Annotated in this window: 10 protein-coding genes and 1 tRNA gene; 6 read left to right on the top strand and 5 right to left on the bottom strand. The window is 36.9% G+C overall.

The window, feature by feature from the left end; all coding sequences use genetic code 11:
* Window positions 1-100 precede the first annotated feature (100 nt).
* The 3 genes from EV201_RS09835 to EV201_RS09825 all read left to right on the top strand — a co-directional run bounded on the left by EV201_RS09835 (window position 101) and on the right by EV201_RS09825 (window position 2,966).
* On the top strand, window positions 101-1,654 hold the full coding sequence (locus tag EV201_RS09835) for a glycine--tRNA ligase (RefSeq protein ID WP_130307398.1): 1,554 nt from the start codon (window positions 101-103) through the stop codon (window positions 1,652-1,654).
* 272 nt (window positions 1,655-1,926) lie between these two features.
* Window positions 1,927-2,008: transfer RNA gene (locus EV201_RS09830), tRNA-Leu, on the top strand.
* A gap of 58 nt (window positions 2,009-2,066) precedes the next feature.
* On the top strand, window positions 2,067-2,966 hold the full coding sequence (locus EV201_RS09825) for a DNA/RNA non-specific endonuclease (RefSeq protein ID WP_130307397.1): 900 nt from the start codon (window positions 2,067-2,069) through the stop codon (window positions 2,964-2,966).
* A gap of 65 nt (window positions 2,967-3,031) precedes the next feature.
* On the opposite strand, the gene EV201_RS09820 is transcribed toward EV201_RS09825, so the two are convergent.
* Genes EV201_RS09820 through EV201_RS09800 form a run of 5 tightly spaced genes read right to left on the bottom strand, consistent with a single transcriptional unit; the run spans window position 3,032 to window position 8,343 of the window.
* On the bottom strand, window positions 3,032-4,108 hold the full coding sequence (locus EV201_RS09820) for an alanine racemase (protein WP_130307396.1): 1,077 nt from the start codon (window positions 4,106-4,108) through the stop codon (window positions 3,032-3,034).
* A gap of 2 nt (window positions 4,109-4,110) precedes the next feature.
* Window positions 4,111-5,268, bottom strand: coding sequence for an alanine racemase (gene alr / locus EV201_RS09815; protein WP_130307395.1), 1,158 nt, complete (start codon window positions 5,266-5,268; stop codon window positions 4,111-4,113).
* 1 nt (window position 5,269) lies between these two features.
* Window positions 5,270-6,397 carry an amidohydrolase gene (locus EV201_RS09810; protein ID WP_130307394.1) on the bottom strand — a complete coding sequence of 376 codons (1,128 nt, stop codon included), beginning with the start codon at window positions 6,395-6,397 and terminating at the stop codon, window positions 5,270-5,272.
* Window positions 6,394-7,830: a sodium:solute symporter family protein gene (locus tag EV201_RS09805; RefSeq protein WP_130307393.1), complete on the bottom strand. Its 1,437-nt coding sequence runs from the start codon at window positions 7,828-7,830 to the stop codon at window positions 6,394-6,396. Before EV201_RS09805 ends, EV201_RS09810 begins: the two co-directional genes overlap by 4 nt.
* 60 nt (window positions 7,831-7,890) lie before the next feature.
* A complete protein-coding gene (locus tag EV201_RS09800; protein ID WP_130307392.1) occupies window positions 7,891-8,343 on the bottom strand; it encodes a GNAT family N-acetyltransferase in 453 nt (150 codons plus the stop codon).
* Between the two features lie 433 nt (window positions 8,344-8,776).
* Here EV201_RS09800 and EV201_RS09795 point away from each other — a divergent pair, with 433 nt between their 5' ends.
* The 3 genes from EV201_RS09795 to EV201_RS09785 are packed head-to-tail and all read left to right on the top strand — an operon-like array spanning window position 8,777 to window position 13,840.
* Window positions 8,777-11,395, top strand: coding sequence for a YfhO family protein (locus EV201_RS09795; protein ID WP_130307391.1), 2,619 nt, complete (start codon window positions 8,777-8,779; stop codon window positions 11,393-11,395).
* Window positions 11,388-12,611: a CDP-glycerol glycerophosphotransferase family protein gene (locus tag EV201_RS09790; RefSeq protein ID WP_130307390.1), complete on the top strand. Its 1,224-nt coding sequence runs from the start codon at window positions 11,388-11,390 to the stop codon at window positions 12,609-12,611. Before EV201_RS09795 ends, EV201_RS09790 begins: the two co-directional genes overlap by 8 nt.
* Window positions 12,608-13,840: a CDP-glycerol glycerophosphotransferase family protein gene (locus EV201_RS09785; protein ID WP_130307389.1), complete on the top strand. Its 1,233-nt coding sequence runs from the start codon at window positions 12,608-12,610 to the stop codon at window positions 13,838-13,840. The genes EV201_RS09790 and EV201_RS09785 overlap by 4 nt, the downstream gene beginning before the upstream one ends.
* Window positions 13,841-13,850 lie beyond the last annotated feature (10 nt).

The raw sequence follows: 13,850 nt of genomic DNA, 5'->3' as shown, positions 1-13,850 counted from the left end.
TGATTTAATTGCTCCTTGTGGGTTAGAATTTGTTCCTTCCATTATGAACGGTTACTTTTGTGTCCAATTTCAGAAAAAAATAAAATCTAAATAAAAAACTATGGCTCAGGAAGATGTTTTCAAAAAACTGGTAGCTCATTGTAAAGAATACGGATTCGTATTTCAATCATCAGAAATTTATGATGGTTTATCTGCGGTTTACGATTACGCACAATTGGGTGTTGAACTTAAAAACAACATTAAAAAGTATTGGTGGGATTCAATGGTAAAACTACACGAAAATGTAGTAGGGATTGATTCTGCTATTTTTATGCACCCTACCATTTGGAAAGCATCGGGACACGTAGATGCTTTTAACGATCCTTTGATTGACAATAAGGACTCTAAGAAGCGTTATAGAGCAGATGTTTTGATCGAAGATCTATTGGCTAAGTTCGAGGCTAAAATGGATAAGGAAGTTGCCAAGGCTAAGAAAAAGTTTGGTGAGAGTTTCGATGAGGCTCAATTCCGTTCGACTAACCCTCGTGTGTTGGCTAATAAAGAGAAAATGGACGCTGTTCATGCGCGTTTTGTTGAGGCATTAGACAAGAACGATTTGGAAGATTTGAAGCAAATTATCATCGATAATGAAATTGCTTGTCCTATTTCGGGAACTAAGAACTGGACGGATGTTCGCCAGTTTAACTTGATGTTCTCAACCGATATGGGATCTACTGCTGATGGTAGTAGTAAGATTTACCTTCGTCCTGAAACGGCTCAGGGTATTTTCGTAAACTACCTGAATGTTCAGAAAACAGGTCGTATGAAGATTCCTTTCGGAATTGCGCAAATTGGGAAAGCTTTCCGTAACGAGATTGTTGCCCGTCAGTTCATTTTCCGTATGCGTGAGTTCGAACAAATGGAGCTTCAATTCTTTGTTCGTCCGGGTGAAGAGATGAAATGGTTCAATGCCTGGAAAGAGACTCGTATGAGCTGGCACAGAGCGCTTGGTTTTGGTGAGGATAAATACCGTTTCCACGATCACGATAAGTTGGCTCATTATGCCAATGCAGCGACTGATGTTGAATTTAAATTCCCATTCGGATTTAAAGAGGTAGAGGGAATCCACTCTCGTACGGATTTTGATTTGAAACAGCACCAGGAATTTTCAGGTAAGAAAATCCAATATTTTGATCCGGAATTGAACAAGAGCTACGTACCATATGTAGTTGAAACTTCAATTGGAGTTGACCGTATGTTCCTTCAGATTATGTCGGAAGCTTACCAGGAAGAGAAAATTGAGAAAGAAGATGGTAAGGTTGACGAGCGTGTGGTATTGAAATTGCCACCAGCATTAGCTCCAGTGAAATTGTGTGTGATGCCATTGGTTAAGAAAGATGGTTTGCCTGATAAAGCTCGTGAGATTATCAACGACTTGAAATTCGATTTTAACTGTCAGTACGATGAGAAAGACTCGATCGGGAAGCGTTACCGTCGTCAGGATGCTATTGGAACGCCTTTCTGTGTGACTCTGGACCACCAGTCATTAGAAGATAACACCGTAACACTTCGTTACCGTGATACAATGGCTCAAGAGCGTGTAGAGATCTCAAAACTATACGAGATCATCAAATCAGAAGTGAGCATGAAAGAGCTATTTAAAAAGTTGAAATAAACTTTTCAAGCTATATATTGAAAGAGGCATCCTTTGAGGATGCCTCTTTTTTTGTCCTTAAAAATCAAAATTAGGTTTCAGTGAGCTTAGGTTGAAGAAAAGATTAAGAAAAAAGGTGTTATTTTTATTAGGCAGACGATTTATAGAATAATGAAAGTCAGAGAAGTACCTGTAAAGCCTGTTTTTTGTGCGTTTTTTTATTAAAAAAAAGCCTCTATTTGTTTTGCAGGAATGAAACATTTCCATACATTTGCATCGCAATCAAAAGCAATGCCCAGGTGGCGGAATTGGTAGACGCGCTGGTCTCAAACACCAGTGGGGCAACCCGTGCCGGTTCGATCCCGGCCCTGGGTACCGCGATAATCCTCTTGAGAAATCAAGAGGATTTTTTTATGTCTAAAATTTAATTCCGATGATAAAAAAAATCTTACTCTCTTTATTTCTTTTGATATCCTTGTCGGGATTTTCACAAGATTACAAATACCTGCCTACTCATACCGGTGAAATTATCAAGCACAAAAACTATATTCTTTCTTACAGCGAGAAATTTGAGCAGGCAGAATGGGTAGCTTATGAACTAAGCTCGAACGAAACGGTGGGTTTGATTAAACGAGTTGACGATTTCAGACCCGATCCTGATGTTAAAACAGGTTCTGCAAATCTGAAGGATTATAAAGGGAGTGGTTACGACAGGGGACATCTGGCTCCTGCGGCTGATATGGGGTTTTCTGCTGCCGCCATGTCGGAGAGTTTCTACATGTCGAATATGTCTCCGCAGAAACCTTCTTTTAACCGTGGGATTTGGAAAAATTTGGAAACGCAGGTTCGAAATTGGGCAAAAGTCTACGACAAAATCTATGTGGTGACAGGAGGTGTATTGAAATCCGGTTTGCCATTTATTGGGGAAAATAGGGTTGCTGTTCCTGAGAAATACTATAAAATCATTTTCCGCGAAAAGGGCAGTCATGCTGAAATGATAGCCTTCCTTTTGGCGAATAAGAAGTCAGAACAGCCGCTATCAAGTTTTGTTGTAAGTGTTGATGAGATTGAAAAGTTGACTGGAGTTGATTTCTTCCCACAATTACCCGATGGCATAGAGAATAAGTTGGAAGCTCAGCGAAGTGCTCAAAATTGGGATTTTGGCCCTTGTAAAGGCAATAATATGGCTATGGTAAAAGCTAAAAAGCAAGCTGAAATAAGCAAAACAAAGCCCTATACAGGGCAGTGTTGTGGTAAGACTCAAAACGGGTCACGCTGTAAGCGAAAGGCAACTTCGGGCACTCGCTATTGTTGGCAACATAAAAAGAAATAAGGTCCAGTCTTTTTAAATTTGCCCTACCGAAAGCTGTAAATTCGGTAGGACAGGAAACCTTGATGTTAGTTGTTTATAACTTTCTTGTCGATGTATTTCGAATTTAGAATTCTAAGAATTCCCATATAATCCAATTTAAATTCGATTAAGTTCCCGACGGCGTATTTCTTTTTATTTTCGTGAAGGTCGATTACAATCATATCCGAACTGGCACCCGCTATTTCCAGACTTTTATCAACTAATTCAAGATGATCGGTTTCAACGTCAAGAAGTCCTATGTCGATAATTGCTCTGTAAGAGGTTTCTCCAATATCGTTTTGGTCAAATTCGAAGCTTTCGCCTTCCACATTTGTTCCCATTTCTCCCATTGGAACAATTGGTTTTTCAGTTAATTCAATAATCTCACAAAAAAGACTAAATACATTGGAATGCATTTTCTTAAACTTGGTGTTATTGTATATATCTGTTCCAAGAAATAAAGTTTCTCCCACTCTGAAGTGATTGATGCCTTTAGGGAGTAGTTTTTGAAAGATTAAAGGAATGGTTACCGAAGATCCTCCAGAAACATAAGGAATGTGTTTATTAAATTTCGCCTCAATTAATTGTTCATAAAGGCTTAATTGAATGAGTTTATCATGGTTGGGTAAAACCCCGTAAAGGCACGATAGGTTGGCACCTATTCCAACGACCTGGATGTTTTTTAAATTAAAAACACTTTCATAGAAGTCGATAAAATCATCTCCCATGACCCCCTCTCTGAGTTCTCCCAGTTCAATCATTATAATGATTTTATGAGTTTTATTTTGCTTTCTGGCTTCATCAGAGAGTAATTTTATGGTTTCAAACTCAGTGTTCATGCTAATATCAGCATATTTAACGATATTGGAGATAGCCCGTTTAGCAGGGGGTTTAATGTAGATAGTTTCAATTTTGGGATTGATTGATTTAATCATCTTTAGATTTGAAACACGAGAGTCACATATCTGAGTGATATCAAATTTTAAGAGTTCTGTCAGAAATATTTTATTTCCACAAAGCATTTTTGTTACGACTGACCACTGAATATTCTTTTTTAAAAAAAGATTATCGAGATAAATGTAGTTTGCTTTTAATTTCTTAACGTCTAAAGTAATGTATGCCATGATTATTGTTTTTTTGCAACAGTTCGTTTAATTGATTCTGATAAATGGGCTAATACTTCATAATTGAGCTGATCACTGATATCACTGAAAGCACTGACTTTGATTTCTAATCCGTTTTGTTTTCCAATAATGACGACTTCATCTCCAACTTTTGCATCGGGAATGTTTGAAACGTCAGCAATAATCATGTTCATATTTACCGATCCAATCACGTTACATATTTGATCCTGAATAAGTATGATTCCTTTATTGCTTAATGACCGATTGTATCCCGATGCATATCCAATTGGAATGAGTGCGGTTTTAATATTTGTCTGTGCCAGATATGAAAGTCCGTAGCTTACAAATTCACCACACTTTACTTCTTTAATAGACATGATTTGACTTTTCCAGCTTAGGATACGATCCAGAGGATCTTTTTTGTTTGCCCTGTTGTTAATATATTGAATGAACACTTCGGTACTTGACCAAAATCCATAAAGCATAATGCCAATTCTCACCATGTCCATTCTTGCTTTGGGATAAACAAATGAGGCTGCTGAATTTGCTACATGTCTGTATTGGGGATTGATGTCATTTTTTTTCAGAACAGTTAACATCTGCTGGTACCTTTTTAACTGTTTTTGTATTCTTGAATGATTTGAGATACTTTCTGCACCAGCAAGGTGTGTGCAGAAGCCGGCTATATTGATATAGTCTTCATTATCTTTAATGAGGGAGATTGCCTGATTTAATTCATTCATATTTAATCCCGAACGGTTCATTCCCGTTTCTGCTTCAAGATGAATATTGGCTTTTGTGTTTAATGACTTAGCATATGATAGTGCTACTTGTAGGCGTTCAGTGTTAAAGATGAAAAATTCGATTCCCTTTTTAATTGTATCGATCATATCTTCATCAGAAATCCAGCCCATAATCATTATAGGGTGGGGAGCGGGTAAGCTGTTGTAAACCCGAATGGCTTCTTTATAGCTAAATACAGAGTAATGATTTATTCCATGTTTCTCGAAAAGAGGCACAATTTGTTCAATGCCATGACCATAAGCATTGGCCTTAACAACTGCCGATATGATGACATGTTTACCGATTTTCTTTTTTAAAAAAGCCACGTTGTTTTGCAGTGACTCTTCGTCAAGGGTTATTATGGAACTCTCAGTCATTTTAGAAATTGATTTTTTTGTAAATACTATAAAATAGATTTATCCCAGTTTCAATAATGTCGTCCGGAAAATCGTAATCCGGATTGTGAAGCGGAGCCTGATTTTCTCCTGCTCCCAGCCCAAATAAACAGGTTTTGAAATCTTTTGAGAAATAGCCAAAGTCTTCAGACCACTTAAAAGGTTTCTCTATCAGTTCGATTTTTAAATTGTTTTGTCTGGCAGATTGTTTTACAAAGCCCAGACATTCATCATCATTTATACTGGCAGGAAATACCTCAGAGTAGCTGATTTCGTATTTTAAATCCTCTGTTTTTGCAACCTCTTTGATTATGTTTTCAGAGTGAGTGGTCAGAGTATCCATATCTTCATTTTCAAACGAGCGCAAAGTGATTCTTATTTCAGCATATCCGGGTGATGTGCCAAAAGAGATTTCGCCTAATCGAATGTGAATAATGGTGAGTAAGCTCAAATCTTTAAAAAGATTTTTGTTGTCTCTTAACTGATGTAGCTGGCTAATGATTTTAGAAATAGCATTGGCTGGGCTGATGCCATTTTCGGGTTCAGCCGCATGAGATGTTTTCCCAAAAAGTTTAACAGTCATTCCTTTTGAAGCCGCAGAAAAACTGCCATTTTTCATTACGATACGGTGTTTTTCAATTCCAGGAATATTATGAAGTGCAAAAATAAAGTCAGGATTAATCGCTTTAAATCCGGGATTTTCAACCACATCTTTTGCCCCTTGTTCAACTTCTTCAGCAGGTTGAAAAAGTAAAACGACCTTTCCGTACTGAGGGCGTTCTTTAGCTATTTTTTGAGCCAGGCCAGCTAAAATAGCCATATGCCCATCGTGTCCGCAAACATGTGCTACATCTGAGTTGACAGATGAATAGACAAGTGATGATTTCTCTGCTATAGGTAATGCATCCAGTTCAGCTCTAAAAATGACTGTTTTTCCAGGTTTTCTCCCTTTAAATATAAAAGCTTTTCCCGTTTTACTTAGATTAACAATCTCATTGGGTGAAAAGGTATTTATAAAATTTAAAATCCTCTCCGAAGTTTTGTATTCATTATTTGAAACTTCAGGATATTTATGAAGGTTATGTCTTAATTCAATAATATCAGTAGTCATCTGCTTGTTTTGTTTAATAAGAAAGTTACTGAATAATAAACGAAGGCCGAGGCTGTGATGCCAAAGATATTAGCGTCCAGCTTAAAGGGCAATTCGAGATTTGAAACAATTAAAGCGACAGTGGTTGTCCCTCCAATTACCATTGATAAAATAGCAGCAAGTGAATTGGGTTTCTTTCCGTATAAGGCAATCAAAATCGGAATGAATAATCCCGAAACCATAAAAGCATATGAATAGAGCATTAGTTCAAGCACATTCGTCATATATGAAGCGAGTAAAAGAGCTAAAGTTCCAACACTGAGCGTAATAATTTGGGATGTGAGTAATTGTGATTTACGATCCTGTTTAAATTTGAATATTTTGCCTAAAATATCAGTTTGTAGATTTCCTGAAGCTGCCATAAGGCAACTATCAGCAGTGGAAAGAACAGCTGAAAAATATGCCGAAAGCATCAAGCCCATTAAACCAACAGGCAAGACTTTATTTAGTAAGATTGGCAATCCCATCTCGGGATCGATACCAGTGCTTACCGAGTAGCCAATTTCAGTAAACATTCCATTTTCAAAAGCGACTCTCGAAAACAAACCCAGTGTAACGCCCATAAAAGCCATCAGTGGCCATTCGAACAAACCAGCAATAAACCAGGCTTTCTTAGCTTGACTCTCACTTTTAGAAGCGTAAATACGCTGATAAAGTGTCATTCCCACAAACCAAATTGGTATTATCGTAATTCCCCAATTGACCAATTGTTGCCAGTGAATATTTCTTAAAGAAAGCAATTCGGGTTTTAAACATGCTTTTATAGCATCGAACCCGCCAATGGCTTGGTAAGAAATGGGAATCCCGATAAATATGAGGCCAGACATCAGAATAATCCATTGTATTGTGTCTGTGTAAATAACCGCTTTCATACCGCCGATTCCTGTGTAAACCACTGCGATAACCCCCATGATAATGAGTACAGTTAGGAAATCAATTTCGACAAATGTGGCAGATGCTAGTTTGGCACCGGCCAGTAATTGAGAACTGGTAAATCCAATATAGCCTATAGCCGAAATGATTCCGGCAATCAGAGCAACTTTACTGTTGTAAAAATGTTCGAATATCTGGGGAAAGGTGAAAAACCGATGTTTGACTGATAGTTTGCTAACGATAGGAATTAAAACGACGCCACTTAGCCAGGCTCCGATCAAACCTGTAAACAACATCCATGAACCTGCAAGTCCAATTGTAAATCCTAATCCTCCTAGTCCGATAGAAAAACCACCGCCTACATCTGTGGCTACAACAGATAATCCAATATGCCAGCTACCTAATGATCGACCTCCAATATAATAATCTTCAATATTCTGATTTTTCTTAAAGAAGTAGAAGCCAACACCAAGCATTACAGCAAAATATATGATAAAAATCAATATGTCGATAAAGTGCATAGGTTTGAATTAGAATGTAATAGAGGTTTATTTGCTTTTGAGGAATTGCATTAAGGACGCTTAATTGGAAGAGGGTTGGATGTAACGCATCTCGATGTATTTACTTGAAAATCCATATTTTTCATATAGAAACCGTGCCGGGTTTTCAGGTTCAACGTGTAAAGCAATATTTCCTTCTGCCAGTTTAATGGTTTCTTGCATGAGTATTTTTCCTATGCCTTGTCCCCTATGCTTTTTGTGTGTAGCAATGTAAACAAGTATGTTCTCAGGAATGTAATCTTTCATTCCAGTTTGGTTAACAACAACAGCACCGGATATTTCATTGTCTAGATAGGATACTAAGATAAATCCTCCAAAGGATTTTGTTTCTTTTAGAGCGTAATCAATTGCTTTTTCGATATCTGCTCTTGGATCTCCATATTCCTGAAGGTTTTTAAATAAAAAATCAATTACGTTTTCTTTTTCTGTAGTGTTAGGTTTATTCTCAGGGTTAAATACTCTGGTTTGAATCATAAAATAATAATTTTCACGTGATTTATAGATTTGATAATCACAGTATAAGGTTTTTTTACGAGAAATACAATTCTATACGAAGCAGAAGTAGTATTTTGAAATGAACATAACAGGATTGTTTTAATTATTCATTTTTTTAATAGAGTTTTATTTATTTGTCTAGTCTGGTGGTGTTTAGTGTTTTGTGTACACTGAGTGTAAATAAAAATCAGATGAATTAATTAAGTTGTTATCATAAACAAAATGTTTAAATAAGGTAAAATATATGTATGAAAATTAAATGGAGAATTTTTATTGGTAATAGTTCACTTGCAGAGAAATAGGTTATAAAACGATATTGTTAACTTATGTTCTTTAAAAACCCTGTTGGTCTTTAGTTAAAGCTTTCTGCTTTTTTTGTACTTTAGTGGCTTACAAAAAAAAAGCGGTACACATGGATTTTAAAAATCTCTTTCAGAAGCTGATCCCTTACCTTTCAGCTGTTTTTATTTTTCTAATTATAGGTTTTATCTATTTTCAACCCGTACTCGAAGGGAAAGAGTTACGAAAGGGTGACTCTTTGAATGCCTGGGGAGGAAAAAAAGAGATTATCGATTACCGAAAAGCCACGGGCGAGGATCCGCTTTGGACCAATTCGATGTTTGGTGGGATGCCTGCTTATCAAATCAATGTGGATTATCAGGCAAAGGATATGTATTTCTTCAAGCAATTGATAGAATTGCATACGCCAGATCCTGTCCGGTATTTGTTGCTTTACCTGATTGGATTTTATATTCTTATGCTGTCCCTGCGAGTGAACCCCTGGTTATCTATTGCCGGAGCGGTAGCTTACGCTTTTTCAACCTATTTCATCATCATCATTGGTGCGGGACATCTTTGGAAAGTGAATGCTCTTGCTTTTATTCCACCCGCTTTGGCTGGAATTCTTATGGTCTTCAGGGGGCGATATTTATGGGGTGGTTTGTTGGCAACCTTCTTTTTGATAATGGAGCTTTATTCCAATCATATTCAGATGACGTATTATTTTGCGATCATGGTTTTCTGTTTGGTGATATTCGAATTTTATTACCGATTGAAAGCGAAAGAATTGAAACAGTTTTTTAGAGCTCTTGCCGTATTATTGGCGGCTTCTTTTATTGCTATAGCAGTAAACAACACCAACCTTTATAATTCATACCAATATAGTAAATCGACTATCCGTGGTAAGTCGGAATTGACCATAGGTGATAAGAATAATAAAACTGCCGGACTTGATAAGGATTATGCGACTCAATGGTCTTATGGTATTCAGGAGACTTTGAGTTTACTTATTCCCAATGTAAAAGGGGGAGCGGGTTCGCCACAGGAGGCTGTTCAAATTGTGAATTATGTAAGTGGCGGACAGATTAAAAAAGTTGATGACTATTACGGGATGGAACAGGTAGATAACCATCACTATTGGGGTAATCAACCTTTTACGGCAGGTCCTGTTTATGTGGGTGCTTTAATTATGTTTTTGTTTGTTCTGGGTTTATTTATTGTGCCCGGGCGGTTGAAATGGGGTTTACTGACGGCTACTATCTTGTCAATTATGCTATCGTGGGGCCATCATTTTGCAGGCTTAACGAATTTCTTTTTGGATTATGTGCCGCTTTACAACAAGTTCCGAGTGGTTTCTTCTATCTTGATTGTGGTGGAAATTTGTGTGCCTTTACTGGCGATATTAGCTGTAAAGAAATTGATTGATGAGCCCGATGTTTTGAAACGTAAAATAGCTTTTGGGTCTTTAAATTTGAATATTACCATACTTCCTCTAGTATTAACAGGAGGTTTAGCCTTGCTTTTATTTTTACTCCCTAATCTGGGACTTGATTTCATGAGTGATATCGAAACCTCTTATTTCGCTCAAATCAAATCGGGAAACCCCGATGCAATAGGATTTATCTCACAAATTCAAAGTGATCTGATTAATGCCCGAATTTCAATTTTTAGAGCAGATGCTTTGCGTTCTGTTGTTTTTGTTGCTCTGGGGGCTGTTTTACTTTTCTTCTACAGTCGTAAAACTATTTCTGCTAAGGTGATGGTGTCAGCTTTAATCGTTTTGATTCTTGCTGATTTGTGGCCAGTAAACAAGCGTTATTTAAACAACGACAGTTTTGTTGCTAAAAAGGATTTGAAGCTGGCATTTAATCCAACACAGGCTGATTATGAGATTCTGCAAATGGAGATACAAAATCATCCGGACTTGGGAGCAAAACTTCAAAAGGCAGCTACGGATTATAAGAAGGAAAATCGAAAAGCGAATCAGTACGAAATGGTTGCTGCTCAATTGTGGGCTTTAAATATGAATAGCGATTACCGTGTGTACAATAAAACAGGTGGAGCATTTCAAAATTCAAGTACGTCATATTACCATAAGTCGATAGGTGGTTATCATGGAGCCAAGCTTCGACGCATTCAGGAACTTTACGATTACCATATTGAGAAGAATAATGCTAAGGTTCTGAATATGCTGAATGCACGTTATGAAATTGTTCGATCTGAACAAGGAGGAACACATGCTGTTTATAATCCTGATGCATTAGGAGCGGCATGGTTGGTCTCAAATGTTAAGATGGTTGACAATGCTAATGAGGAAATTATGAGTCTGAATGCATTCGATCCAGCTAAAGAGTTGATTGTTGATAAGCGTTTTGCCGATCAGGTTAAAGGTTTTGTAGGCAGTGTTGACAGTTTGGCTAGTATCAAGATGACGCACTACGCACCTAACGCTATTCAATACGACTACCAATCGAAAGTAGAGCAACTTGCCGTATTCTCAGAGATGTATTATCAACCAGGTTGGAATGCCTATATTGATGGAAAGTTATCGCCACATTTTAGAGCAAATTATGTATTGCGGGCTATGCGATTGCCAGCAGGCAAGCATAAAATAGAATTTAAATTCGAACCCAAAGCTTTTTATGTGGGTGAGAATATTTCACTAGCCAGCATGATTCTCTTTTTTACTTTGGTATTGGGAGGTTTGGCTTGGACTCTAAGATCATATAGAAAAAACACAAGTGATGAGTAATAAACTCATTAAAAAACAGCAATTTGTCAACTTTGTGCTGAAGATAATTTTTCTGCACATTGTGATCTTTATCCTTCGAAATTTCTATTATTTGATAGAGAAATTGGTGAGGAAGGATAAACGAATTGCCCTGTTTTTTCTGACCGAAAAGTATTATTACGACAACTCGAAATACCTTTTTGAGTACATGCGTCAGAAGGATGAATTCAGATCGGTTCTTTTTACTGCAAACAAAAGACTTTATGCCAAATTGCAAGAGAAGTTTTCTGGCGAAGTGGTTTATGCCCTTTCGTTGAAAGGGCTGTTTCTTTTTCTACGTACGAAGAATGTGATTATTTCATATGGGATAAGTGCTGCGCCATTTTTTCCTTACTATTTACACGAGAAATGTAATCACATTATTTATTTGGGACATGGTACACCCATGAAAAAGATGGGGCTTCAAACCGAAGTTTGGCAAAAATATGGCAAACGATACCAAATGCAGAAATACAGCTATATGGTTGGTTGTTCGCCTCTCGAGCAGGAACTTCATCAGGCGGGTTTCGGAATGGATATCAATGATGTTTGGGTGAGTGGTTTGCCTCGGAATGATTATTTGTTGTCGGCACCTAAAGATGGGGAATTGGTCGATAAATATCCTTTTTTGGATCAAAAGGTTATTCTTTATGCACCCACTTGGAGAGAAGAAACAGAATCGGCGGAGTTTTTTCCTTTTCAGGATTTCAACTCTGAGCAACTGGATGCTTTTCTTGAAAAAGAACAGGCTTATATTTTATTAAGAGGACATAAGGAAGATCTTAAGCGAGCTGATGAACTGAGCCGTTTTGATGTCTCAAAAATGAAACGCGTATTGAAAGCAGATCAGGATTTATTTCCGGATGTTTATGAGTTATTGCCTTATGTGGATATTTTAGTGACCGATTATTCATCCATCTGGATTGATTATCTCTTGCTCGAAAGACCGATTATATATATTCCGTATGATTTGGAAGAGTACAAAAAAAGCAAAGGTCTGTTTTTAGATTTTGAAAAGAACACACCTGGCTATAAGGCAGCTTCATTTAAGGAATTTAGGAATCAAATTGAAACCTATTTACAAAAGCCGGATGAACATGCCGATTGGCGAAAAAATATTTGTGATATGTATCACAGCCATCAGGATGGAAATAGCTCTGAGCGAGTTTTTCAGGAAATTAGAAAATTGAATCGATGAACCTCAACAAATACTCCAAACCCGTAATTTTTCTCACGACCCTTTTAGGATGGATCTTTATTGTTCCGTTGACCTATTTGATACCCAAAAAAAGAAATCGAATGGTTCTTATGGGAGCAAAAGATGGTTTCTTTATCGATAATGTGAAATTCTTCTTCTTATATCTTTCTGAAAAGGAAACTGATCAGGATTTTTATTTGTTGACTGCTAACAAAGACACCTACGAAACACTTCGGTTTCAATATTCAAATATTCTTTATTATCCATCGGCAAAGGCCTATTGGATTATGCTTCGAAGCAACGTATTTGTGGTTGATAATTTTTCATGGATGGATAATTGTCGATTTCAATTGTTTTGGCGAGCTAAAATTATTCAGATTTGGCATGGAATAGGATTTAAGAAGATACAACGAAGCAATAAGTTTTTCATTAAGGAAACGAGTTCTTTATACAGAAGGTTTATCTTGAATTTTGTTGGAAAATTGCCAAAGTATCAAGCTGTAATTTCTACAGGCGATTTTTTTACCCGTGAATTTTTTCAACCTGCTTTTGATGCCGAACATTTTATTGAAACAGGCTATCCGAGAAATGACGTCATTGTGAATCCTGAGAAATACCGGAATTCAGATGTCAATTCAGATGTAGTAAGCATCAATAAAGTTGCTGAGATGCGTAAAAAAGGGATAAAAGCTATTCTTTATGCACCAACCTTTCGGGATACAGGTGGCGATGGAATATCTGATGGAATTCTTGATTTGAATCGATTGAATCAGTTTGCTTTAGAAAATGATTATGTTTTTGTTTTTAAGTTGCACCCTTTGCCTCAATACAAATCGATAAGCGAGGATTTCGAACGAATAATTTGGTATGATAATGTGAAAGATGTTTATCCTTTACTCCCAAAGGTAGACGGAATGATTAGTGATTATTCCTCAATTTATATGGACTACATATTATTGAATCGTCCAATATTCTTTCTTTTGTATGATCGTGAAAAATATGAAACAAAAGATCGCGAACTGCATGCTTTCTTTAATGATTTTCTTGTCGGTTCCATTTCTACATGTCAGGAGAAATTAGAGCAAGATCTTGTTTATTGCTTCACCCAAAAAGATGAATTTATACAAGAACGATCAAAGATCATTGAGAAATCATACCTGAATACAGATGATAATAGTGCTAAAAGGATTCTTAAATTCATTAAGGAATACTATTTTCGCAACAATTAATAAAAAGGAC

This window comes from Ancylomarina subtilis, assembly GCF_004217115.1.
Taxonomy (GTDB): domain Bacteria; phylum Bacteroidota; class Bacteroidia; order Bacteroidales; family Marinifilaceae; genus Ancylomarina; species Ancylomarina subtilis.
Note: the sequence above shows the minus strand (reverse complement) of the source record. Positions and strands in the feature narration are given on the sequence as shown.

Excerpts from the sequence above, each read along its gene's own strand:
- EV201_RS09835 (WP_130307398.1), top strand. The coding sequence starts at position 101 with ATGGCTCAGGAAGATGTTTTCAAAAAACTGGTAGCTCATTGTAAAGAA.
- EV201_RS09825 (WP_130307397.1), top strand. The coding sequence starts at position 2,067 with ATGATAAAAAAAATCTTACTCTCTTTATTTCTTTTGATATCCTTGTCG.
- EV201_RS09820 (WP_130307396.1), bottom strand. The coding sequence starts at position 4,108 with ATGGCATACATTACTTTAGACGTTAAGAAATTAAAAGCAAACTACATT.
- alr (WP_130307395.1), bottom strand. The coding sequence starts at position 5,268 with ATGACTGAGAGTTCCATAATAACCCTTGACGAAGAGTCACTGCAAAAC.
- EV201_RS09810 (WP_130307394.1), bottom strand. The coding sequence starts at position 6,397 with ATGACTACTGATATTATTGAATTAAGACATAACCTTCATAAATATCCT.
- EV201_RS09805 (WP_130307393.1), bottom strand. The coding sequence starts at position 7,830 with ATGCACTTTATCGACATATTGATTTTTATCATATATTTTGCTGTAATG.
- EV201_RS09800 (WP_130307392.1), bottom strand. The coding sequence starts at position 8,343 with ATGATTCAAACCAGAGTATTTAACCCTGAGAATAAACCTAACACTACA.
- EV201_RS09795 (WP_130307391.1), top strand. The coding sequence starts at position 8,777 with ATGGATTTTAAAAATCTCTTTCAGAAGCTGATCCCTTACCTTTCAGCT.
- EV201_RS09790 (WP_130307390.1), top strand. The coding sequence starts at position 11,388 with ATGAGTAATAAACTCATTAAAAAACAGCAATTTGTCAACTTTGTGCTG.
- EV201_RS09785 (WP_130307389.1), top strand. The coding sequence starts at position 12,608 with ATGAACCTCAACAAATACTCCAAACCCGTAATTTTTCTCACGACCCTT.